At 44.5% G+C, this 23,824-nt stretch carries 22 protein-coding genes and 2 pseudogenes; 13 read left to right on the top strand and 11 right to left on the bottom strand.

Annotated features, from left to right (window positions below):
* From O9139_RS11040 to O9139_RS11025, 4 genes are read left to right on the top strand one after another with little or no spacing between them, the layout of a single operon-like run.
* Positions 1-465 carry a hypothetical protein gene (locus O9139_RS11040; RefSeq protein WP_270879528.1) on the top strand — a complete coding sequence of 155 codons (465 nt, stop codon included), beginning with the start codon at positions 1-3 and terminating at the stop codon, positions 463-465.
* Positions 462-1,463 carry a CehA/McbA family metallohydrolase gene (locus O9139_RS11035; RefSeq protein ID WP_270879527.1) on the top strand — a complete coding sequence of 334 codons (1,002 nt, stop codon included), beginning with the start codon at positions 462-464 and terminating at the stop codon, positions 1,461-1,463. The genes O9139_RS11040 and O9139_RS11035 overlap by 4 nt, the downstream gene beginning before the upstream one ends.
* A gap of 15 nt (positions 1,464-1,478) precedes the next feature.
* Entirely contained in the window at positions 1,479-2,219 is a 741-nt protein-coding gene (locus O9139_RS11030; RefSeq protein WP_270879526.1) for a glycerophosphodiester phosphodiesterase, read from the top strand.
* A gap of 4 nt (positions 2,220-2,223) precedes the next feature.
* Positions 2,224-3,039 (top strand): MgtC/SapB family protein, encoded by an 816-nt coding sequence (locus O9139_RS11025; RefSeq protein WP_270879525.1) that lies wholly within the window; start codon positions 2,224-2,226, stop codon positions 3,037-3,039.
* 229 nt (positions 3,040-3,268) lie between these two features.
* Here the strand turns inward: O9139_RS11025 and O9139_RS11020 are convergent, their stop codons facing one another.
* From O9139_RS11020 to O9139_RS11010, 3 genes and pseudogenes are all read right to left on the bottom strand, one after another.
* The gene (locus O9139_RS11020) at positions 3,269-3,550 is read right to left on the bottom strand and encodes a transporter (RefSeq protein ID WP_270879524.1); all 282 of its coding nucleotides are present in this window, start codon (positions 3,548-3,550) and stop codon (positions 3,269-3,271) included.
* A gap of 231 nt (positions 3,551-3,781) precedes the next feature.
* Positions 3,782-4,084, bottom strand: a pseudogene (locus O9139_RS11015) (DDE-type integrase/transposase/recombinase); the annotation flags it as partial.
* Positions 4,085-4,478: 394 nt separating this feature from the next.
* Complete coding sequence (locus O9139_RS11010) at positions 4,479-4,988, bottom strand: C40 family peptidase (RefSeq protein ID WP_270879523.1); 510 nt, start codon at positions 4,986-4,988, stop codon at positions 4,479-4,481.
* A 493-nt stretch (positions 4,989-5,481) separates the two neighbouring features.
* Between O9139_RS11010 and O9139_RS11005 the strand changes: the two genes are divergently transcribed.
* The gene (locus tag O9139_RS11005; RefSeq protein WP_270879522.1) at positions 5,482-5,826 is read left to right on the top strand and encodes a hypothetical protein; all 345 of its coding nucleotides are present in this window, start codon (positions 5,482-5,484) and stop codon (positions 5,824-5,826) included.
* A 615-nt stretch (positions 5,827-6,441) separates the two neighbouring features.
* Here the strand turns inward: O9139_RS11005 and O9139_RS11000 are convergent.
* Positions 6,442-7,557, bottom strand: coding sequence for a glycosyltransferase (locus tag O9139_RS11000; RefSeq protein ID WP_270879521.1), 1,116 nt, complete (start codon positions 7,555-7,557; stop codon positions 6,442-6,444).
* A 395-nt stretch (positions 7,558-7,952) separates the two neighbouring features.
* Positions 7,953-8,816: an alpha/beta hydrolase gene (locus O9139_RS10995; RefSeq protein WP_270879520.1), complete on the bottom strand. Its 864-nt coding sequence runs from the start codon at positions 8,814-8,816 to the stop codon at positions 7,953-7,955.
* 398 nt (positions 8,817-9,214) lie between these two features.
* On the opposite strand from O9139_RS10995, the gene O9139_RS10990 reads away from it, so the two are divergent.
* A complete protein-coding gene (locus O9139_RS10990; protein WP_270879519.1) occupies positions 9,215-10,186 on the top strand; it encodes an aldo/keto reductase in 972 nt (323 codons plus the stop codon).
* A 45-nt stretch (positions 10,187-10,231) separates the two neighbouring features.
* Positions 10,232-10,408: a hypothetical protein gene (locus tag O9139_RS10985; protein WP_270879518.1), complete on the top strand. Its 177-nt coding sequence runs from the start codon at positions 10,232-10,234 to the stop codon at positions 10,406-10,408.
* Between the two features lie 309 nt (positions 10,409-10,717).
* Here O9139_RS10985 and O9139_RS10980 read toward each other — a convergent pair whose 3' ends face one another.
* The 3 genes from O9139_RS10980 to O9139_RS10970 form a co-directional block, all read right to left on the bottom strand.
* Positions 10,718-11,401: a peptidoglycan recognition protein family protein gene (locus tag O9139_RS10980; protein ID WP_270879517.1), complete on the bottom strand. Its 684-nt coding sequence runs from the start codon at positions 11,399-11,401 to the stop codon at positions 10,718-10,720.
* A gap of 424 nt (positions 11,402-11,825) precedes the next feature.
* Positions 11,826-12,644 (bottom strand): phosphotransferase, encoded by an 819-nt coding sequence (locus O9139_RS10975; RefSeq protein WP_270879598.1) that lies wholly within the window; start codon positions 12,642-12,644, stop codon positions 11,826-11,828.
* Between the two features lie 96 nt (positions 12,645-12,740).
* Complete coding sequence (locus O9139_RS10970) at positions 12,741-13,742, bottom strand: phosphotransferase (RefSeq protein WP_270879516.1); 1,002 nt, start codon at positions 13,740-13,742, stop codon at positions 12,741-12,743.
* A gap of 1,131 nt (positions 13,743-14,873) precedes the next feature.
* On the opposite strand from O9139_RS10970, the gene O9139_RS10965 reads away from it, so the two are divergent.
* Positions 14,874-15,341, top strand: coding sequence for an HAD family hydrolase (locus tag O9139_RS10965; protein ID WP_270879515.1), 468 nt, complete (start codon positions 14,874-14,876; stop codon positions 15,339-15,341).
* 294 nt (positions 15,342-15,635) lie between these two features.
* On the opposite strand, the gene O9139_RS10960 is transcribed toward O9139_RS10965, so the two are convergent.
* Genes O9139_RS10960 through O9139_RS10950 form a run of 3 tightly spaced genes read right to left on the bottom strand, consistent with a single transcriptional unit; the run spans position 15,636 to position 19,350 of the window.
* Positions 15,636-16,763: a Ger(x)C family spore germination protein gene (locus O9139_RS10960; protein ID WP_270879514.1), complete on the bottom strand. Its 1,128-nt coding sequence runs from the start codon at positions 16,761-16,763 to the stop codon at positions 15,636-15,638.
* Positions 16,760-18,247 (bottom strand): spore germination protein, encoded by a 1,488-nt coding sequence (locus O9139_RS10955; protein WP_270879513.1) that lies wholly within the window; start codon positions 18,245-18,247, stop codon positions 16,760-16,762. Before O9139_RS10955 ends, O9139_RS10960 begins: the two co-directional genes overlap by 4 nt.
* A gap of 20 nt (positions 18,248-18,267) precedes the next feature.
* Positions 18,268-19,350 (bottom strand): GerAB/ArcD/ProY family transporter, encoded by a 1,083-nt coding sequence (locus O9139_RS10950; protein ID WP_270879512.1) that lies wholly within the window; start codon positions 19,348-19,350, stop codon positions 18,268-18,270.
* 318 nt (positions 19,351-19,668) lie between these two features.
* Here O9139_RS10950 and O9139_RS10945 point away from each other — a divergent pair.
* The 5 genes and pseudogenes from O9139_RS10945 to O9139_RS10925 all read left to right on the top strand — a co-directional run bounded on the left by O9139_RS10945 (position 19,669) and on the right by O9139_RS10925 (position 23,781).
* A pseudogene (locus O9139_RS10945) lies at positions 19,669-20,615 on the top strand (helix-turn-helix transcriptional regulator).
* 224 nt (positions 20,616-20,839) lie between these two features.
* Positions 20,840-20,965 (top strand): MFS transporter, encoded by a 126-nt coding sequence (locus O9139_RS33185; RefSeq protein WP_333742588.1) that lies wholly within the window; start codon positions 20,840-20,842, stop codon positions 20,963-20,965.
* Between the two features lie 233 nt (positions 20,966-21,198).
* On the top strand, positions 21,199-21,597 hold the full coding sequence (locus O9139_RS10935; RefSeq protein WP_270879511.1) for a hypothetical protein: 399 nt from the start codon (positions 21,199-21,201) through the stop codon (positions 21,595-21,597).
* 4 nt (positions 21,598-21,601) lie between these two features.
* Positions 21,602-22,198 (top strand): gluconate 2-dehydrogenase subunit 3 family protein, encoded by a 597-nt coding sequence (locus tag O9139_RS10930; protein ID WP_270879510.1) that lies wholly within the window; start codon positions 21,602-21,604, stop codon positions 22,196-22,198.
* Positions 22,195-23,781 (top strand): GMC family oxidoreductase, encoded by a 1,587-nt coding sequence (locus O9139_RS10925; protein ID WP_270879509.1) that lies wholly within the window; start codon positions 22,195-22,197, stop codon positions 23,779-23,781. Before O9139_RS10930 ends, O9139_RS10925 begins: the two co-directional genes overlap by 4 nt.
* Positions 23,782-23,824: the final 43 nt, after the last annotated feature.

Here is a 23,824-nt window from a genome sequence, read left to right as displayed (position 1 = left end):
TTGAAGACGCTGCTGCAAGCGGAAGGAACGGTGACACCAAGCTGTTCCAAGAGTCACATCACGTATACGTTTCATTTGCACGAAATGTGCCAAGAGCTTCATCTGGAATTCAACTATGAACCCAAAAAGCTGGAGGATGAAAGTCAAGCGCAAGCCCTCATTGAAGAAGGGTTTACGCGCTATATTCTGGAAGCTCAGAGAGACTCGTATTCATGGCGAGATTTCCTGCCTCTTCAAAATCTGCTTACCCTTTCGCTGGACGATGAGAACGGGTTTCGGGGGGCTGGGCACCGCCATGATCCTGTTCAGCATTTAACGATAACAGCCGATGAAGCTTCGCCTGGATTTATTCCCGGCAGCTTTCCAAAGGGACAGCTGAAATTAATGATCAATCTGCATTGTGTTGTGACTGAGCAGTGTAAGTATCGCCTTCATGTGTGGGAAGGTGAGGTGGGGGGGAAATGAAACAGTGGCTGCCTTATGAACTGCACTGTCATACCTTCCACAGCGATGGCAAGCAATCGCTTAGGGAACTTGCTGAAGCAGCTAAAACTTTAGGGCTGCATGGTGTTGCCTTGACGGACCATAATACGATGACAGGATTATCCAATCGGGAAGAAGTCGTTGACTCAACAGGCGTCGAGGTGATTCCGGGCCTGGAATGGACGACTTTTTTTGGACATATGCTGACGCTTGGCTTGCAGGAGTATGTGGATTGGCGCAATTTAAGTCCGTTTCATATACATCGCGGGATTGAAGGCGTCCATCGCCAAGGGGGACTCGTTGGCATCGCGCATCCGTTCCGCGTCGGGAGTCCGATGTGCACGGGCTGTTATTGGGAATTTGAAGTGTCTGAATGGAAAGATATCGATTACATTGAAGTATGGTCAGGCTTGTTTCCTTCAATTCGCCGAAATAATCATCGCGCCTTCGCTATGTGGACTGACTTGTTGAATCAAGGTTATCGCATTGCTGCCACAAGCGGCCGAGATTGGCACACTTCAGATCCCGTATCAGAGCCTATATCGGCAACTTATCTTGGCCTGAGTGATGAAGTTACGGCATCATCCGGCATCACGAAGGCTGCATTGGATGCGCTAAAGCGCGGAGCGGCAGCTGTTTCGATGGGGCCCAGACCACAGCTTCGGGTAAGAACAGCAGATCATCAGGAAGCCGATATCGGTGAAGAGGTGATTCTGCCCGCCGATTCGTTCGCTGAAGTGACAGTGGGCGTGGATTTTGCGGCCAGAGCCGGACACTGGATCCTGCTTGAACGCGAGTTGGAGATCAGACTGATCAGTAACAGAGGGCAGATCGGTACGCTGAACGTGAGCCGAGCTAACTCGGCACAAAGCCAAGTCATGGATCTATCAGGGATTCGCTGGTTACGTGCAGAACTCCACGGCGTATTCTACCATGTGAACACGATGATCGGATTTACGAACGCAATTTACTTCTCATAAAAGTTGGTGACCATCTTGAAGCCATTCCCGCTTATTACTGCCCATACAGGATGCATGGGGACGCCGGACAATACAATGCGCTCGATTATATCAGCGTTGAATTCGGGCGTTGATTTTGTTGAAGAAGATCTTTTAATCACGGCTGACGGCGTGCTTGTGTTCTCCCATGACGATCTCGTTCAGACGGCCGACGGGTCCGCATTCCGAATCTCCCAAACGAGCTATAAAGAGCTGAGCGGGTTGGAGCTTAGAGCGCACCACGGGGCGCCAGGAGAGACATTTCGTCTCCTATCCTTGGAGGAGATACTGCCTATCTTAAAGGATTCCGGCATGAAAATGAATCTGGATTTAAAATCGGATGCATGTGTGGAACCGGTTTCGAGTTTCATTATTGAAAATGAATTGATTCAGCAGATCATTCTCTCAGGCTGCGAGACGGAGCGTGCGATCATGGTGAATCACGTCAATAAAGAACTGCGAAAGCTGTTGAACGTGGATTCATCGCTATTTGCATCCACCTCGTATAGTGAAGCGGTTCGGATCAGCTGTGAGGATGCGAAGCGGGCAAATTGCTTTGGTATGAACGTGAACTTTCGACTTGTCGATGCTGGATTTCTGCAAATGGCGAGTCGTCACGGTCTTGATGTCTATGTATGGACGGTGGATGAAGAGTCGCAGATGAAGCGTTTTATCGAATGGGGTGTCCAGTCCATAACAACAAGGAATATTTCAGCCCTGCTGAATTTGAGGATGTGAGATCATGACGGCTGTAAATAGCGTTTGGCATATTTCTCATATAGAGATTCTCATTCGATTAATGATCGCGGTATTATTAGGCGGTTTGGTAGGCATGGAACGGGAGTGGCATAATCATGCCGCCGGATTCCGGACCCATATTTTGGTATGTCTCGGTTCTACGACCATTATGTTATTGTCGGAATATGGTTTTTCGGAATTTACCACCGAGGCCCATGTCAGCATGGACCCCGCCCGTTTGGCCGCTCAGGTCATCAGCGGGATTGGATTTTTGGGTGCGGGGGCTATTATGAGGCAGGGCTCCCTGATTAGCGGACTGACAACGGCCGCATCGGTTTGGGTTGTCGCCGCCATCGGTTTATGTGTGGGTGCCGGCTTCATGTATACGGCTTCTTTTGCAACGCTGATTGTCTTGATCAGCCTACTCTTGTTCAATAAGTGGGAGAAATATTTAATGAGACACCGCAGAAGCTTGGAAGTGAATATTAAAGCGCTGGATGACCCGCGCGTGCTCGGCATGATTACTTCCACGTTCGGAGAATACGGCATTCAATTCAGCCAAATTAAAATGAAATCGGACCAGGAAGTATCCGAGGGGCACAATGGAAAAACATTCGTGCAGCTCTGTTTCAGTCTCAAGCCGTATAAGCAAGAGCAATTAATGACAGCGTTGAATCAAATCGTCTTGTTTGAAAATGTACTGAATTTGGATATGGGTGGAGGGATTTTGAGTCCTCAGCCATCTTCTCTATTCGGGATGTTAAAAAGAGGACGTACCTTTTCTGAGCCAAGCAAATCCAACGCGAGCAATCGCGCCTAAAATTTCCCCCATTGAAATCTAGGCGCTTTGAAGATGAAAGCCGGCAAATGGCGTTCATGATCGTCAAAGATTTTGGCATTCCAGCCAGTGGGTAAACACCGGAACAGAAGGATTGGAATCAAGTGTCGCCGGATATGGTCGTTCAAGCTTTATAAGGAGTAAGCAGCGTTCAAAGACACTGATCACCTAATGATCGGGAGGGCGGGGCGAATAGCCCCGCTTTTTGGCATCAATAAAGAGTAGGTATGGGAGGACAGGATACCACTTCAATGAAGCTAGTATCAATTCCCGTAAACATCCAGAACGATCCCATCCATCTATAACCTGTTGTACCGAATGACTCGACACTAATTGGAATAAACCAGAAATTTTCGCCGTTTAAAAGCCATACATACGTTGGCTGATATAAGCAGTCGATCATATAGGAACCTGTTGATTTTGGCGGAATGTAGGAAGGCGGAGGAGGCAAAGTCTGTACGTTTACCCCCATAGGCGATTGCTGCATACTCATCGTTTAGTCCTCTCCTTTAAAAAAATGGGTATTGAATAAGATAACTTATCTTATGTAGGTAAAAGACTATTTGAATGTGCAGGTGCCTAATTCATCACCGAACCGCCATAAAAGGCCTTACGAAACATTCAGCGTGCAGGGTATGAATCAGGTGACAAGATAGTCGACCTCAGTAGTCGACTAGACTATCATAGATCATAGTAAAAGAAAGGAAGATGCACTTAAGATGGTGAAAGTGGCAATCGGGCAATGGCCGTTATCGATGCATCGACCAACTCGAGACATGCTCTGGGATTGCTCATTTTGGTTCAAAAGCTTTTTGAACTCCAACAACGTGTATTGAAATCCACGATTTCCTGGAGCTGCTTGTAAGGGTTGTTCCAACGTCTGGAATACTAACGGGTTGTTATTGGAATGTCCCATAACATAGAAGATGATGGATTTATCATGGAGATCTTGAATAGCGCTTAAATACGCTTTTTGACCATGTCCATATTTGAATTCGGTCACATCCGTGACCCACTTTTCATCGGGTGCTGGATTCAGCCGTTCGCAACTTGCAGAGAATATTAGGGATACGTATGGCAAGCATTCATTATTATTTCCCGGATAAGGATGATTTAGGCGAAACGTTAATTGCTAGTTAATACAAGCATTTTACGTCTGCGATTACACAGAATGCGTTGATATTGCCGAAGGGCGGCAAGACGATCGTAGATCGTAGACTACGACATCATGACCAAGATTATATGAGCAGGAGCGGGTTGTCATATCAGCGAAGTCGGTTGCATATCCCGTGCAGGCGGTCAGAGATGATTTGGTACAATGGTAAAAAGAAACCGGGTAGAAATCACTTTTATTCTGGCTATACTAAAAGAACCGTTCATCTCTAAGAGATAAACGGTTCTTTTTTCATTAAACCTGCCAATTACAAGACGCGGCGGGCTGTGATATAGTGCGAGTTCCAGTACGAGTTCAGTTTCGTAATTTTTACACCACCGGCTCCGTACGTATGCAACATCTTGTTATCCCCCATGTAGACGCCTACGTGTCCTACACCCGGTCGACCCGGTACGGAAAAGAAGAGGAGATCGCCCTTCTGCAAGTTGCTCTTCGATACGTGACGGCCTACTTTGGACTGCTGCGCTGCGGTACGCGGCAAGCTAACGCCGTATTTGCCATAGATGTATTTCGTTAATGTCGAGCAATCGAAATTGCGGGTCTGACCGACTTTTGCACCAAATTTATAAGGTGTACCTAAATATTTTTTGCCGAATGCAATAATGGCATTGGCTTTAGATGAAGTCGAAGTTGCGGAAGCGGATATCGTATCAGCCTTAGTAAGCTGAGGGCTACTGATCACACCACCTGAGATGGCGATGGTTGTCCCGAGTGCCAAGATAGCCAAGCGCTTGTTCCATACTTGATGTAATTTCATAGTTGTTCCCCTCCTCAAGGTTGTGTACAGCTCATCCGTATCTGGAACCTAGTTTAGCACAGTTGGGATCTCCTAAAAATTGTTTGAGGTGTCGGAAACCGTTAGCTGGAGTGGGAAGGGGCTTGTTTATTAGAAAACGATGAGAATGTACTGAAGAAATTATTCTTGACAAATAAGGAAGCGGGAGATGACGCCGCCATACTGCAACCAATCGATCCGTTCGCGAGCCGGTTGTTAGGACCGGAATGTTCCCGCAAGGCGGTGGGTGGCGGGTCGATCTATCCCCGGCAACTGCTAAATTCACCAAAGACAAAAGAGGTCAACCAGTAAAATCTGGTTGACCTCTTAATTCGAAGAACGAGAAGGGAGCAGAGCCCGCGGCAACTATTCCTTTTTCAATTAAGAAGGACATGCTTTCTCATTGGATTTTAATTTTGTTTGACTATAATAACTGATAAAAGGCATCGAATAGATAAAAATGGAGGGATTTTTCGTGAATCATCAAAAACTGAGAAAGATCATTCTAACTACGGCGGTTACGTCAATCGTGTTAACAATGCCATTGTCAGCTTTTGCTGCAACGAAAGTAGCAACCACGCATCCAACTGCAGCTCAACAAAAGGCCGTACATAGATCTGTGAACAGTGTTCAATCACAAAAGAAAAGCTTGGAAGCGCAGCTATCTCATGTTCAAAAATCAATTGAAAACACGAAGAAATTGTTAGAGAAAGCGAAACAAAGACAGCAACAAGCGAAAATAAGCAAATATGAAAAACAGCTTCAACGCTTGGAAGCATTCGAAAAGAATATTCAAACGAAATTAGCGAAGTTAAATTAACTATATTAAATAGCTGCTTATCAAACTAGAGCATGCATAGATCGAATAGGAGGCATTATCTAATCCTAGGTCCCGATAAATCGGCGTCTATGTGGTATTTGAATTTGTTGAGAGATCAATGGAGAAAATGAATATTTTAAGAAAAAGCACAGCTATTTGATTATAGGAAGTGATTAACATGGCAGGAGGAATGGGCCGCGACACAAAATTACATGCGGCCCCACATGGAACTTTGCTATTTATGGCAATATTTATAGTTGCGTTGGTGGTTTTTATTTGGTTTGTGTTTAAGAGGCCGTATAAATAATGGAGGCGTCTAATCGAATTGATGCACTCTCAACGAAGATGTCTTGTTTTACTTTTTATTATTATTGAATGCAATAAGTCAAAACCCCCCCAATTTTAACGACGAGTTGCTTCAAGATAAACCCCACCGGATGAAGACAGCCTCGACTGATATAATGAAACTTACCATACCATCATCTTGATCCTGTTGAATCGTTTGTTTGAATGACATAAGGGATGCTAAAGATAGCGGAAGAGTTACTTCCGCTATTTGCTTTTTCGTGCTGGTGCAGAGGAGATCTTTGATGTCAACGCTAGCTCGTTCTTTAACTAGTTCTTGAAACGAATCACAGTTTCAATCACGCGTTTCATCTTCGCCCCCGCTCGGTCCCAGGATAAAGCCTGGACATCCCTCCTGCCATGAAGACCTTTCTGCTTACACAAACCAGGATTCTCGTAGGCAAGTCTCATGATCTTCTTCAAACTGGGCAGGTCCGGTTCTGCCCATAGCTGTCCCTTTTGCGCAAACAGGTAGCCAAAAGTTCGCGAAATGGAATGCCTGCTGCTCATGCTCGTTAGCGGGTTCTGTAGCCGATAAGGGATCAGGAACGAATTTTTACTTGTCAGGAAATCCATCTGCCCGCCCCATCCGGTAGCAATGACCGGTACACCGCTTGCCAGCGATTCTAAATAAGGCAGCCCTACGCCTTCGCCGCGGGTGGGAAGCACGAAGACATTCCCCCGCGTGTACAGCCCTCTAAGCTGTCTTTCATGAAGCCGATGGGCGATGACTTTAATCGGAGCTGTATCCTTGTAGATGCCTAATCTTTTTTTGTATTGCAGGATTCTGGACTTAATCCATTTCTCATTCTCATACGCCGCATATCCGTTCGTTTTGATAACGAGGATCACGTTATCTTTGGCGGAAAACTCCTCCCAGTAGGCCCTTAAAAGTCCCTCCGGGTTTTTCCGGTGCTGAAAGCCGAACACAGAGACAAACGTAAACTTGCCTGCTGTATTCGGTACAGGCAACTTTTTATTATTTGGATGATAGACTTTGGCATTCACGCCATGAGGAACAATAAAAATCGGGACTTTGACGCCGCTATTACGTAATGCCTTCTTGTTATGCTGCGAGGGCACACATATCGCATCAAACTTGTTCATATTCGCCAGCCAATTCCGTGGAGTTCTGCTCGTTTCCCAAACGGTATTCAAAATAATGAAATCATAAGCCCTTCGCTCCCGCTTGATATTCATCGAGTTTGGCACATGGTGATAGATGAGCACCTTCTTGCCGCCGGCTGAATTTTTTCTGGTTCTTGCTGCACCGATCTTAACACGAACCCCCTGCCGAATTAACGCGCGCGCATACGCTCTGCTTGCATTTCCGAGACCGCTCGCTTTGTGAACAGGTCCTTTCCAGACCACATGATATGGTTTCATCCTGACATTACTCCTTACTCTTAGAAGCAAAATTTATGAAAAAGCCACCAACGCTTGTGGCAATGAGGGCAACGCTTTAACCCTATTAATGTATGTGCTTTTCATCCTGCAGGATTGGATAAGAGCCCATTCGTTTGCTGGTGATTACAGAGACTTTCCGCTGCTTGGCTTTTCTTACATGACCTCAGACGGTACGCCCATCATGGGGCTGCTAGAAAAGGAAAGCCGGGTAAGGTGCAGCGGTACTAGATCAATGTGATATGAAGGGATAGTAAGCGAGGCAGAGGGACGTGAATATAAAAAGCCGTAGGCAAATACCTACGGCTTTACTGGATCATGTAACTGGGCGAGGCTGCTCTATCATGGAGCTGAAGGCATAGAGAGGGGCACACTGTTTATTGCGACTCAAGAGTGCCTGCATGCCTCTTAAGCCAGTCCCCTGCAATAGAGAGTGCTGGCTGCATTTTTACGATGGAGTCATGATTTTGATCAGGAATGATACGGACTTCCGCCTTACAAAACTTTTGATAAAGCGGTTGATAGGCGTTCGCGTCGAAGACCTCATCATCCGCACCGACCATGACGAATGCCGGTTGAGTTAATCGTGACAAATAGTTGCCATAATCATTGGCGACCATGCGAGACAAGGCGAGGCGATAGCTGAGTTTGCAAGATTCCGTCCCGTGCAGCTTTTCAACCGGTGTCAGCCTGCGGTATACCACTGTGTGGTTATATCGTTGAATTCCGATTTTATTAAGCAGCATTAACATCAAATAGCGCGGGATGCTTACCTTGGATTCGTTACCTGATCCGCCTTTTCGGTCCAGCGGCGCATTCGGGCTAAGTGCTGGTGATATGAGCAAATAGGCTTCAATGTCCTGGTGAATAGGTCTAATCGTTTGTCTGAGCGCGGTTGCCCCTCCCGCAGAATGACCGCCAATAAGAATTCGCGCCCCAGGATGGCGCTTTTGAACGTAACGAAACAGATCCTCGATGTCATCATCAAGTTGACCGATGTAGTCGATGTCACCGCGCCGAATGGGATGATTGCCATAACCTCGCAGATCCGGAAGGTATACGGTGGCAATCCCGTTCTCGGATACATAGCGGCCGAGTTCCCTTAGATACAGGCTGGGTTCTGTAATACCGTGGAGAAAAATCAGGACAACATCGGAAGGACCTGCAAATAAACGATAAGGCAGTTGAGCGCCGTCACGGGCTGTATACGTTTGAAAGTCTTCAGGATAAGTCTTCAGCAAAATGTTCTCTCCTCGTTTCAATTGATTCTTCTTCCTATCATATTACAAGAGGCAAACGTTTCTGGAAAGAACTATCGTTTCCTTTTGAGGATTGGAGTCACTAGCAAGGGTTTAGAGTCTCCGGTAGACCGATAGCCAATAACGCCGGTCAAGCATTTAGTTCCACAAACCAGTCGTACTTTTTAATGGTCTGCTGCAATTGGTTAATGTTTACTTCCGGCAACACTCGATTTTACTAGCAGACTAACTGTTCAGATAATAATTAAGTGAACTATTTTGATGTCGTAGAAATCAGTTCCGGATGATGCCAACTCCTTGTATAATCAAGGAATAAGTTAATGTCATCTTGTGATTCTTATATATCCCTATACGAAATTGAGAATATGGTGGAGGTTAATATGAGAAACAGAAACATACCTGGAACGGAGTTAACGCCATCCGTCATTTGCCTCGGCACTTCAAATTTCGGCGAGACCGTGAGCAAAGAGACATCCTTTGAACTCATGGACCGTTTTTTAGACAGGGGAGGCAATTTTCTGGATACGGCGAAGGTATACTCCGATTGGTTGCCAGGCGAACTAAGTCGCAGCGAGAAGCTCATCGGGCAATGGTTGAAATCGCGCAACAACCGCAACCGTATAGTTCTAGCAACCAAAGGGGCTCACCCCGAATTGGAGACAATGCATATACCACGCTTAAGCAGGGAAGAGATTATTTACGACGTGGAACAGAGCCTTCGGCATTTGCAAACCGATTTTATCGATCTGTATTGGCTTCACCGGGACGATCCACAACGACCTGTCGAAGATATTATCGATACGATGAATGCGTTGGTGCAACAGGGGAAAATTAGATATTTTGGATGTTCGAATTGGAAGGCGGTACGGATTGAAGCCGCAAACCATTATGCAGCAAGTAGAGGAGTGCAAGGGTTTGCTGCCAGCCAAACCAAATGGAGCCTTGCTTCATATTCTCCTGGAAATGATCCCACGACGGTGACGATGGACGAAAATGAGCTCACCTATCACGAAGGAACGGGCCTACCTGCGATCCCTTACAATTCACAGGCATCCGGCTTTTTCAGTGGTCGTTACAAAAGTGAAATGCTGCTTAAACCGAGTCCAGAAAATGAAAAGGTATGGAAGCTCTGCAATGATAAGAATTTGCGTATGCTGAAGTGTGTCGAATCGATCGCTCAGCAATTAGAGCTTACGATGACCCAAATATCACTAGGTTATTTGCTTGCTCATCCATTCCCTGTCTTTCCCATTTCTGGCTGCAAAAATATCAGTCAACTGGAAGATTCCTGTGCTGCTGGCGATGTTCTGCTTGACCATCAGGTCTTTGCCGAGCTGAAGAGTATCCATTAAAAGAACAACGAGGCTGCCGTGTATGATCGGTAGCCTTTTTTAGTGATGGAGGCATTAAAGGATATCGGAATCACGGTGAGAGAAGAGATGGGACAGTTTCTGCTTTTAGATGCAAAAGATTCTCTAGAAATGTTTTCCCAAAAATTCGATTTAGTAGTGACGGATGGCCATGATGAGTCAATATGGGAGAGCTGGGAGAGCTGGAAGTATGAAAACAACTAAAAATATGTCTGATAGCCATTTAGCAATGTTGAACACGTCTAAATTAGGTCTTGAGTTGTTGATGCATAAATGTGCTTATTTAGCTGTTTCATATATCAGGCATTCTAACGGGAAACGATAGCTCAATAAGACACGCTTTCCTAAGATGGCTTGCCTCACGGAAATAAGTCGGTCATTCTTAGGAGTTAAGGCGGCAAAAAAACAAATTAAAACCAAGCCTATTATAGACTTTGAGTTCGCTCTGTCATGAGTTTTCTCATCAAAGGAGCCCAAGGGAATTTGTCCTTGGGCTCCTTTGGTTATTCTGTTTTATTCCAGTGGTTGTCCGGATGCTTTCCGCAAAGCATTTGCTAATCGGTGCACCTCATCCTGAGATAAACCTGCGTTATAAATACCTTTTAGAATCTCAATCAGCTTATTCGCATCTTCAACCGTCATGCCTGCAATTTCCTCCTTTAGAAATTGATTGAAGTATTTGGTTACGTCTTGAACGACGTCGGCCCATGTTTTGCCGTGTTCCGCCAGATAATCGATCGGGTCAGTATGAGTGCTTTCGTGCCATTTTTCAGTAACTTGCATATGTGAATTCAGCGTCACATTATCGATTACCCCTAACGTTCTTTGGTAAAGTTGGTACGCCGCCAGCCATACCCATCGGTCATAAGCAAGCAGAAACTTACTGTGATCGTGAGTTTGACAAAGCTCATTCCCTAGATAACGTTGGTTCGCGGTTTGCCCAGCATTCCAAGAGATATATTTGAAATCGGCAACCTGAAGAATCTGCGTTTCATCCGTAAATGTATGAACGAAAGCCTCTTCAAAATGAGTCGTTTCGTAACTCCTCTCCCCAGTTGCCGTATCATTATAAACAGCTGTTGCATGCATGACGACCCCTTCGTATTGCCCAACTCCCTTCCTAAAAGGGATTTGCGGCAAATTGGGTATCAAGTTTGTATTGATCTGATACTTTTCTATTGCACGCATTGCACGCATTCCTATCACCCCCTCTATGTATACATATTAGAAGTTATTAGATTTTGATTGGACAGGTTATATAAAATAATCGAGTATTCCAAATTATACCAATCATTTATCTTTCCACGGACCATCTGAAGTGGAGGAACCGTATTTTTTGTCCGCCGCAAATAGCAGAGTTATATAGAAAATGTCCCGGAAAAGAAAAAAAATACCCGCTTACTGGCGGGTTTCACTATTATAAGGATTCTAAAACTAGCTCTTGTACATTGGTGTAGTACCAGCGAGGCGAAGCTTTACAAGGGAAAGTTCTAGAAATTGTTAGTATCGGAACTATACTGCTAATTGACTACGCCTTCGTTCGCTGAATTATACGGTATTTATTAGTTCTAGACTGAATCGGCTATTTGCGATGTGTAAGGGTATGGTATGACTGTTCGGATTACAATAAACTCCTAAGCTCACGTTGATATTTATTCATATGAGCTAATGTTGGAATAACCCGCTTGGCCAAACGAATGCCGCCGATTCTTATGTTTCGGACTACATGGTAAGGGGCAGATAAAAGCGCATGTAGGAGGTTTAAATCAGAAGAGCTTAATTGTCGGTATCTTTGATAGTAGTCGATCCAACGAAGCATCTCCGAACCGTTCCAAACAAAATTTCGATGAAGAATATGGGACAAATCCTTCATTCTTGTGTGGAGAGAACTGTTATCAAAATCGATCAAATGTAATTTTTGTCTTTTGTCTTTAATCAGATTGGGATAATTGTAATCGCCATGGATAAATGCGGAAGCCTTTTGTTCTGCATCGATGGCCACTAAGACTTTTGGCTGATGTAAATAGCCCAGCACTTCCTCACAGAGCGCTGCTAAATGCCCTGAATTTTTGTACTGGCTGAGCAGTTGTTTATATTCCGAAACTTCATTGTTCAGTCCCGAATATCGGATTCTTGCGACCGGAGCTTCGGCTGTAGGGAATCCTTCAGCAATAGAATGGAACTTGGCTAAAGTTCGAATTCCATTCTTTAAGTCTATCTTCCTTATAAAGTCCGGTCTCTGTCCGTCTACCCAATTCGTTAACGTGTACGAAATGCCGTCATGAGTCATATAGGCGGATTGCTCCAATGTAGGATAAACCTTTTGACCACGGGTAAATCCATGCTCATCCATGCAGGATAAGATGCGGGTGATAAAACGAACCTCCTCTTCAGGAAAGACGTAACTTTTTAAACAGTAGCTCGCGTCAGCGGTTCGAATCCTCTAAACATCTTGTATTTGAAAAGTTTCTCTGATTTTTATTCCATACATTTGTTCTACCCTTGACCCAATGGATACCCTCATTCTCAATTCCCCTTATTGATTTATCCATTCCTCTAATAAATCTATTGCTTTCAATCGGAGCAGCCATGTTTGTTCCATAATGTCTAGCATTTCACGGCTTCTAGGACTACTAGGAAACCGAGTGGCCTGCCAAGCTTCCCGGGGCAATCTATATAAGGAAGAAATTAGTTTGCGCTCAGTCTTTTCTAAAGGATAGATTTCTTCGTACCCTTTTAAGAACGATTGTATGAAATCGGGATTAAATTGAGTTGTGTTCATGAGAGCCTTGGCTATATCAACGTAGATGGAGCCAACCTTAATATGATCCCAATCGATGATGAAAAGCTTGTTGTCATCAGAAATAATGACATTAGGCGAAGTAATATCGTTGTGTATTAATGCGGGACGGTCCAATTCCTTCTCCAAGAGGTCTACAATCTCCGGGTTCCTTAAGTCGGCCCAGGCCCGATCCGAAATTATTTTACAGTGTTTTTCATGTTTTTTGTACCATTTTTTGTTCTGTTTATTCGATTGGATTGCCTTTGCCATTCGCCTACGAAACAGGCGGTCTTGAATTTTCCATATTCGGATTTGTTTAGTTGTGAAAGGCCCCTTAGTGTAAATGAAACGACTGGATGTTGTATGTAGGGTTGCAAGGGCCCGGCCGAGCTCTTCAAAATCTGTTTGGTTTTCCAAATTCCTTCCTTTTATCCAAGTGGTTATATAGAAGGGTCTTCCTTGGTTTAAAGTCCATAACTTTCCGGTATTGCTCGTGAGCCATTTGGGCATATAGCTGAAATCGCTTTCCATCAAGAGTTGTATATAGTTTGCAGTTGTTTTTATCTGATGAATTGTACTCGATCGGAGGAATAAATTCCGAAAAAAGGGTTTTATCGCATAGGTTCCACTTTCCGTTTGTATCTGGATGATGGCGTTTTTTCGGTAAAATGACGCGATTGACTTTGAACTCAATGGAATCAGACCGAAATGGCGGGTGATTTTGCGAATTCTAGTTTTTGTATAGGAATTTGTCATGAATAACCTCGCTTCATTCAAGATGGGAGAAAGGGATGATCGAGAGGAGAGCTATTAGCTAGGTTATTCATGGAGGGGGAAGTATGTATGGTCTAACGCCACGAGATCAATTTAAAATTTGACATTTCAGACAGCACGGTGGCATGGAATTACTTCTTGGGTTAACGGGCTGCCAATCAATCGAAACCCGACGTGGGTTGTACCGCAAGCAGGTGAATCCTATTTATGGGGAAAAAACGATCCGAATGGTCCTACGGCTGTGGTAGCCAGAAGATTTACCATACTTCGGGTTATGGATGAAATTAATGACGCTGCTTTATTCTTGGCCGTCGGTAACTTTGCTATCGTATTGATAAATGGGCGTGCGCTTATTATCGACACTCCACAGGCGAATGTTTCCTTCTTTAACCCGGGAAGACAGTTTGACATTATACCCTTCCTTTGCAGAGGGAGAAATGATATTGTGATCGCTGCTTGTAACTTCCCATCGAATAGCAACAGAAGCGATAGCAATCCCGCGGGCAAGCTAAGAGGACCATACGTTGTTGGAGTTGTGGGACATTACGATTAAACTTCAAGATTACAATCTGCAAGAGGTGAAAAATGTATTTGTTTCATTTGTTCGATTCATTGAATTGCGGCAGCTCTTTTTTCTTCATATGAAGAACCGCAGGATTGTTTAATTATTTGACGAATACCTCAAATGTGGGAATTTGAAGCTACTATCTAGTGAATTATCTAAATGAGGTTACATACTTTTAGAGATGGGACACGGTGAAGGAAAAATTAGAGATACTGGAAGAAGCGATCTCAGATGTTGGATTCTGGCTTGGTGGGCTGAGAATTTACCCGAAGCATTCCCAATAGAATTTGTTGGGACCCACATATGGTCTCCACCAAAGAGTTCTGTTTCTCCACCTTCTGGACAAGTTGCTCTGAGATTTGGAAATCCTAAATCTGTGTCAGCTTTTTAAGAAGTAGTTCGAGTAATTTATCTGTAAAGTAACTGACAGTTATGCGGAATACTAAAGAAACTTGTAAATTGTTATAATTGTGCGTTGGATTACACGTTCAACATTGACCACAAGGACTGTTAACTAACAATTAAATGAAACATAGGAGCAGTGAATTATGCAAATACACATCCCAGGAGATGGAGAAATTCGTATTAAGCATTTAGTATTAGACTTTAACGGGACAATAGCTTTGGATGGAAAACTGCAACAGGGCGTAAGGGAAAGACTTTTATATTTAGAAAAACTGTTTACGATCCATGTGTTAACTGCTGACAGTAATGGAAGTGCAACAAAAGAATGTGACGGATTGCCAGTAAAACTACAGATTATCGGTCCAGAAGACCAGCGAGAGGAAAAACGCAGTTTTGTTTCTAATCTATTGCCAGATGGCGTTGCAGCTATGGGTAACGGCGCAAATGATGAGCTAATGTTTCGGCAAGCTGATCTGGCAATTGCAATAGTTGGCAAAGAAGGATGCGCAACGGCAACCCTAATGGCTAGTCATATCGTTGTTAACGATATAACAGACGGACTGGATCTATTATTAAAACACCATAGACTTATTCCCACTCTTAGAAAATAAAACAACATTATTAGATTCGTTAGAGGCGTGATTGTTGAACTATCGGGGATCGTTAGTTCAATCAAAGTAGTGAGGAGGCCGCCGTGGCTTCGGTAAGCGCCAAACAGCCCCCACCTTGTCATCAGGTTGAGGTACGCGCTCTAAGCCTATAATAAAACTGCCTCCCTTTATAATATAAATAATTTTGACCCACAGCCCGTTGCTGCGGGTCACTTTTTTGTTCATATAAGCAAATATGGGGGGGAGGAACGCAGTTCAATGTTTACGCATCAAGCGATGCTAAACACCGTTTAATTACTCGTCCCGACTCGCCTTATATGTTCCGGAATGCTCCAGGAACAAATGAATATTCACCTTCAATGTTGGTTTAACCTCCGGGGTACGGTAAATTTCTCGCCATTTTGGAAGGTCATGTTTGTACAATTCCTTACCCAGATTAAGTAAGTCTGTTTGCGATTTTTGACCTAATTGAAACGTTTCGGTGATTTCATTACGAATCGCGTTATCCGCCGCTGCTCTAAGCTCTTCCTTGGTGAAAGGACCGTTCGCCATCTCCATGCTGCCCTTAACATCTAAGTCCAAGATATATTGAAGCTGTCCGTTTGCGTCATTCCAATTCACACGTCGATGCGTATACCTAACCAAAAAGGCTGCTTGAAATTGTGGATTATTCACCTGCAGTAAAATCTCTTGTGAAGGTTTGTTCATCCAACGAATTCCTTCCACTTTTGAAAGCAGGAATTTCTTTTTATACTTTTTCTGATAAAAAGTATAGAGTCCGTCGATATAAGCTACATCTTCCTTCTTGTCCTTTGTTCTCCATAATTTGTTTATCGATAGAGAGGGGATAAATGCGGTTTCGCCGGGCTCTCTATAGGCTTTAAGGAATTGTCTTACATTAACCGGTTGAGTCCATGCTACTTTGGCAGAAGCCGGTTTTGGATTATGGATGACCGTCAACTCTGGAGAGAGACCTAAGAGAGAATTTGAAGTAAGTAATGAAGTAATGGGTTCTTCCGACCCAAATATCCATAAATTATAGCGAAGCTCTCGGTATCGATATAACGCTTCTAAAATGTCTTCAACGTTTTGTTCTAGCGCACGGCTTGTTAAGATAAGAGCTGAAACCTGTCCTAAATATAGCTGCTGTTGGGATGTAAGTTGATTTAAGGTTTGAAAAGCGACAAATGGGTTGCTTCCAGTGGCTTTACCGATCCATGTGGATTCCGCAACCTTTGCCCCTGTCTCATGCTTTGCAACACTATTGAAATCTATCAATTGGGAATATACGGTATATTGTCCTTCTTCATAATCCACGCCAAGTGCAACTACGAATACGGTATCTTGAAGCTCTCTTCGATCCCAGCAGCCTGTAAGAAGACTGCAAGCGATAAACAGTATCAGTACGCGGCTGAAAATCAAGAAGCATCATCTCCTCCACGGGTGGAATCCTTCGGGTGAAGTACGCTGGATCTTTTTTTCATTCGAATAATAGGTTCTCTCGCGATAGCAGGTATCAGCTCTTTCCAAACGGGGGGAGAGAGCGGAGAAAAGTATGGGATGCCAAACGACTCCAAGGCGGACATATAAAAAACGATGCAAATAAAGGCAAGGATAAATCCGAAGATGCCTAAAAAACAGGACATGATAAGGACGTAAATCCTTAGTATGGTCGCTGTACCGTTTAAGTTCTGGTTAATCAGCATAAATGATGCAACCGTAGAGATCGATACGACCACGATCATCACGGGAGAGGTGATCCCGGCTTTGACGGACATGTCACCTATGATTAACCCGCCGACAACGGCGACCGTTTGTCCGACCGATTTGGGCAATCGGATGCCTGCTTCCCGGAAAACCTCAAAAAGAATAACCATAAAAAACGATTCGAGTGTGGAGGGCATAGGAAGACCGGCCCTTACGATTTTTGCTGTAGCCAGCAAAGAGAAAGGGAGCTGGTCTATATTGTAAGCGGATAAGGAAATCCAGAAGCCTGGCAAAAGGGTTCCGATAAAAAAGCCAAAAATTCGAAGTATTCTTTCAAGGGAAACAAACTGAAACGGTAAATAGAGATCCTCTGGAGTCTTTAGAATTCCTGCAAAAGAAACTGGTGCAATGATGGCATTTGGGGAGCCGTCAGCTAAAAATACAAACCGACCGACCATTAAGCTTTCGGTCACATAATCCGGCCGCCCAATGTAATCGATTAACGGAAATAGCGATATCGAAGTATCAGCAAGCATCGCTTCCAACTGGCTACTGTTATGTAGAACATCCACATCGATTTTAAGTAGGCGTTCTTTGGCCATTTGAATCAACTCTGGATTCGCGATATCGTTCATATACAGTAAAGCTACTTTGGTTTGACTTCTTCTCCCGACAGTAAAATACTCACAGCTCATAGAGGCTGACTTTATTCTGCGCCGAACCAAGGCAACGTTGGTATCCAAGTCCTCTGTAAAACCGTCGCGTGCCCCCTTGATAGAAACCTCGGAGGCAGATTCCTCAGGATTACGTTTTGGAGCATCGGCGATTACCAGAGAATAAAAGGTGTGTGACTTTTCTAAGTAAATGATTAAGTCACCAGTAAACACATGTGCAGTTAAAGTATCAACATTGTCTTTCACATTCAACCTCTTCAATCGCAGAGGTCCATAGCGCTCAAGGGATTGCTCGTCCGGATGAAGCTCAATCATGCTCTCCAAATGGAGCATTACATAATTATTGATTTGCTTAGAATCAGCTAAGCCGATGCAATATATTAAAATAACGCTGTGCTCTGAGTCATGAAATTTCATAAATACTTGATCGATTTGAACATCCTGGCTGCTTTTGAACAGCTGTCTGATGGAATGCTCCTGCAAAGAATCGATGGTCTGATTGGAGGGGAGATCTTGCTGCAGCATAGTGGAACCACCTTTTTTGACTATGTTGTTACGTTTTTGCGCTTTAATAAAGCGATAAGCCCGCATAGACCGATAACGACAAGTAAATGGAACAGGAGTACTGCTGGAAAGTACCAATCGCGTAAGAATAATAAAAAATCGTAATCACTAATTGGGAGCAGGTTAGCGAACATGAATCCTGCGCCAATAACTGAAGCGGCTATTGCTCGAGTCCGCCGTTGATTCAATTTTGCAAGATCAAGGATTAAACAAATGCCGAGTGACATACGAATGGATGCGCCGGTGATCCACGGATAAATGGATGCATAATCCATATGCTCAATGAAATGCCCGATATGGAGAAGTCTCCATTCCTCAAAAGAAGGATATCGTTGTTTGGCCGCCTCTAATGGCCCAAACTCCGCAATGGCACCTAGCGTGGGACCAAGAGCGATACAAGCTATCATCAAAGCAAGCAAAATAAAGAACCATAATGATTTCTTAGAAGCATGCTGACTAAGAAAAGTAATGAGGATCAACTCCGAAAACTCGCCGCCTACATAGATCAAAGCTTTTATTATAGGATTCCAACCGTTTTCGAGTAAGGGGAATATGCTTGAGTAGTCTTTATTTGGAAGGTTAGCAAAGGTAATGAAAAAGCCCAGTAAGGAAACAGTTGGCAAAAATATTCCACTGGCAATCAGAATCATGCGTATGCCAAATACGCTGACCACTGCGCTTAACCCGCATAAGAAGAAAGCAATTACAAGAACAGGCGTATGTGGTAAATAGGAGACATGGGTCCACATGACCGTATCCTTTACAGCGACGAATACGAAAAAAATAAAATAAACCAACCAAATGGCTCGAAAAAGGATGGAGGCTATTCGACCATAGTTGTGCTTTATCCAGTCTTGGATGCTCAGACCATTCGTTTTCTTACATATATAATATAGCGGTATCATGAACAAGCAGAAAGGCACAATCAATAGGAGAATACTGATCCAGGCATCTCTTTTGGCGGTTTCTAATAACAAAGGGACGATTTGAACATGATTCACCAAACCGACTGACATCATTAATGTCATCATGATGAGAGCAAAGGGCAAATTCTTTTGTATCATTTATCAATCCCCGCTTGGCATGAGTAAGTTACTTTTAATGAAGTATTTACCAAGTATAAGAAAAGTATTCCCAAACAAAAGGGGGATGTCGCCGAACAACATCTAATGTCAGGTGACAAGAACATATCTAATTAAAGGAGACGTCAATTGCGGATTTTCATTTTTATGGAATAAAGTTCTACTCTTTCTTGTATGGATACATGTCGAACAGCTCGAGGATCGCGATCGGTTCCGTTATCACGCTAACAAGCAGTTTGCTGTTTGCTGTGGTAGAATAAACGAAGTGGACTTGCTTGAAGAACAGCGGGGGAATTAAGAATGAACAAAACCGATCGGCAGCTCGCCATAATGCTTGAGCTACAACGAAGCAAGGTATTGAGAGCGGAAGATTTGGCGTCTCTATTTGAGACCAGCGTGCGGACTATATATCGAGACATACATACACTTAGCGAAATGGGTGTTCCAATTGTGGGGTCTCCCGGGCATGGTTATTCCCTAATGGCAGGATATTTTCTCCCTCCGGTCGGGTTTTCTGTTGAAGAGGCCGTAACCTTGCTTATGGGTATTGACTTTATCGAGCAGCGGTTGGATGGAGATTACGGAAATGTTTCTAAGATGGCTAGACGTAAAATTGAAGCTATTCTGCCGGAGCGAGTGCGCGGTGAGTCGTCGCGCGTTCGAGAAACGATGCGTCTTCTTCAGGCCGGCGAGCCGATTACCAGCTGGAGGGAAAAGGACTACATCGGACAAGCGAGGCGGGCCATTATGGAATGCCGCAAATTACGTATGACGTATCTGAAAAAATACCGGAAGCGGATGGCAATCGGAAGAGTACGCGTGATGTCGCTCCTTACGGACTGGTGCTTGTTCAGGGAAATTGGATTTTGATTGCACATTGCGACTTGCGGCAGGAAATTCGGCATTTCCGGTTGTCTCGGATGACGGGGCTTACCGTATTGGAGGATCGCTTTCTCATACCAAATGGGTTTAACCTTAACAATTACCGTCCGCCAGACGACCGTAACGTTCAGGTGTTGCTTCGAGCTAATCCCGAAATTGCAGACAAAATCGCTGAGACATGTCATTTTTATTTGGAATCGATTGAGGATTGCAGGGACGAACTTTTAGTTCACTTTCTTGTCCGTCAGCCAGAGGAACTGCTGCCTTATATCCTGAGCTGGGGCGGGGATGTCGAGGTGCTGGAACCGAAGTCTTTGCGACATCGGATTCGGGAAGAGGCTGAGAAAATTTCAAAACGCTACTGACAAGCTGGTGTCGGTAGCGTTTTGTTTTATTGGGATTATATAGCCCTTTAGCAGTATTTAACTGAAGAAAGGATGTACATACATGGAACGCTTATAGGCCAAGTCATTTATTCTCATGACTATAGGGATGTTTTTCCTTTTCAACGCGTTTTATATGCTGTATCCGACGCTTCCTTTGTTCATCAAAACAAATTGGCGGTAACGAAACACAAGTCGGTCTATCGATGGGTGTATTTATGTTATCTGCCGTTATTTTTCGTCCGATCGTTGGGAGGATGCTGGATCGATTTGGTAGACGACCATTCATCGTTATTGGACTGTTGCTCTTCACGTTAGCCATGTATATGTAAAGCTGGATCAGTGGGATTCTTGTTCTGATGGGGTTAAGAATAGTGCACAGGTTTGGTAAGGGTTCGTAGGGATTAGATTGTTTTTGGATCGAATGAGCTTGTACCCCTAGTTTCATTTCCACGTAGTATGCAAACCTTTTTCATTTATCACCTGATTCGTATTTTTGGAATATTTTTCAGGATCCATGGAAATATTTGAAACGACAACATTGCGATGGAAGAGAGGATCCTTTATGAATTGGTCTGCATGGTCGCTTGACCGAGTTCTAATCTTATTTGTCAGCTTGGCCTTTCTCGTGATTGGCATCCAGGTAACGATGTTCCACTATAGGCAGAATTTTACCCATAAAGCAATGTGGGTACCCGTTATTTCCTCACCTATTTTCCTGATTGTTGGTTTAATTCTGACCTGGTATAACGCATCTTGGCTGCATACCCTGTTTATGGTTCTTATGTGGTTCGGTGTAGTCGATGGTTTGATTGGATTTTATTTTCATTTTCGCGGAGTCGGGATTCGAGTAGGCGGATGGGCTTTACGAAATTTTCTCATCGGTCCTCCTGTCACACTGCCGTTAATGTTCACTGCGCTTAGTGTCCTCGGGCTGATCGCGATCTATTGGAAGGTCTGGTGATCTGATGTCTTACGTGAGCCATTACCCGTCATTCGATGTCATGAAAGAACAAGATGAGTGGGATGACCATACGCAAACCATCGTAACCTCCCGGCTGAATTTGAAGATTAGCTATCATTTTCTGACCGCTGCGGAAACGGAGATTCTAAGACTTATCTGTTCTATCTTAGTCAATGATCAAAGGCCGGAGGTATTGGATTTCATACTTAGTCACATCGATCAGACGCTGCATCAATCTCCAGGGGAGAGTCAAAGAAAAGCAAACGTTCCTCATGCCGCCGCTTTAGTCAGGTCAGGACTCCAAGCGATTGATCAAGGGGCCAGGATGACTTATAATTCTTCATTTTCCGATCTGGATACCCAACGGCAAATTCAATATTTAGAGCGGATTAGTGAATCCCTAGCAGAGCCACAAGATGCTTGGCGCAATATACCTCAGGAAGATCTATTTAAGAAGCTTATGCAATTGACTGTGGAAGCGTACTGCTCACATCCGAGCGTATGGTCCGAAATTGGTTACGCGGGTCCGGCTTATCCACGAGGATACGTACGTACGGGGCTGGGACAATTGGATCCATGGGAGGCACAACCGGAACGATGATGAAACGCAGATACGAAGGTGAAGAAGTCGATGTCGTGATCGTTGGTGCGGGTGCTGCCGGAGGTGTATTAGCCAAAGAATTAAGCGAAGCCGGCATGAGTGTTGTTATTTTGGACGCAGGACCGTTTCGGGATCCACAAAAAGATTTTGCAAGCGATGAGTTATCCATGAAAAACTTGGGTTGGCAGGATACCCGAATCGTAGATGGCAGCGACCCGCTGCAGATGGGGAACAATAACTCCGGGCGGGGGATTGGCGGGGGAACCACTCACTTTACAGCGGTTTTCTTGCGGTTTCACCAAGCGGATTTCAAAGTAAAATCGATGGATGGCGTAGCCGATGACTGGCCGATTGATTATGAGGATCTGGCACCGTATTATGCGAGAATTGAGAAAGAAATTGCCGTATCCGGTCCGAAGCATTTTCCATGGGGGGATTTTCACGGACCATATCCGTACCCGGAAAGAGAGCCCCTTAGCCCGAACGCCTATATGTTCATGAATGGCTGTGAAAAACTTGGCATTCGTTCGTCCGTTGCTCCGCTCGCGATTCTCTCCGCACCGTTTGAAGGACGTCCGCCTTGTATAAATCGAGGCTTTTGCAATCAAGGCTGCATGCCGGACGCTAAATTCAGCACATTGATCGTACATATTCCCAAAGCAATCAAAGCCGGAGCTGAGGTGCTGGCTGATTGTATGGTAACCCAGGTGTTGATGGGGAAAGATGGTAGAGCGAAGGGAGTCACGTTTGTTCACAATGGCCTAACGTACGAACAAAAAGCAAAGCTGGTGATTTTATCGGCATTCGTCGTAGAAACACCACGTTTGCTGCTCAATTCCGCAAATGCCCAATTTGCCGATGGCCTTGCCAACAGCAGCGGATGGGTCGGGAAATCCATCATGGTCCACAGCAGCCAAGACGTCTACGCCAAGTTCGATGAGGAAATCAAGCTTTATAAAGGTACCCCTGTACTGGCGACGACCCAGGATTTTTACCGGACAGATTCGCATAACAATTTCGTCCGCGGTTATACGCTTCATGCGCATGGGGCGAGACCGGTCAGTTTTGCCAACGGAATATCGAAAGCCAAGGGCGGACCCATCTGGGGCGAACGGTTCAGGGAGACTTTGCTCGATTACAATTATTACGGAAGAGTCACTTTGGTCGGAGAGGTGCTCCCGAATAAGGCCAATGAGGTGACGTTAGTCGATGAAAAAGACGAGTACGGACTGCCTCGTGCCAAAGTAACGTTCAGCTACGGCGATAACGATCGCAAGCTCATTGATCATGCCGTCGGCAAGATGAGTGCTATCCTTGAAGCTGCCGGAGGCAAAGTCGAATTTGTCATTCCTGACACCGCTCATATGATGGGAGGCTGTCGGATGGGGGAAGATTCAGCGTCTTCAGTCGTGAATTCGTACGGACAAACACACGATATTCCTAACCTTTTCGTCTGCGATGCAAGCATCTTTGTCACTTCAGGTGCTGGAAATCCTACGAATACGGTCATGTCGTTAGCGTTAAGAACTGCCGATTATATCAAAGAGAAAGCGAAGAAGCTAGAATGGGCAAGGCCGGTTTAACCGGCCTTTTTGCATTGCTCATATATTGCTGATAAGCAAAATC

The sequence above is a fragment of the Paenibacillus aestuarii genome (assembly GCF_027789125.1).
Lineage (GTDB): Bacteria > Bacillota > Bacilli > Paenibacillales > NBRC-103111 > Paenibacillus_E > Paenibacillus_E aestuarii.
This window is presented reverse-complemented; position numbering and strand designations above follow the sequence as displayed.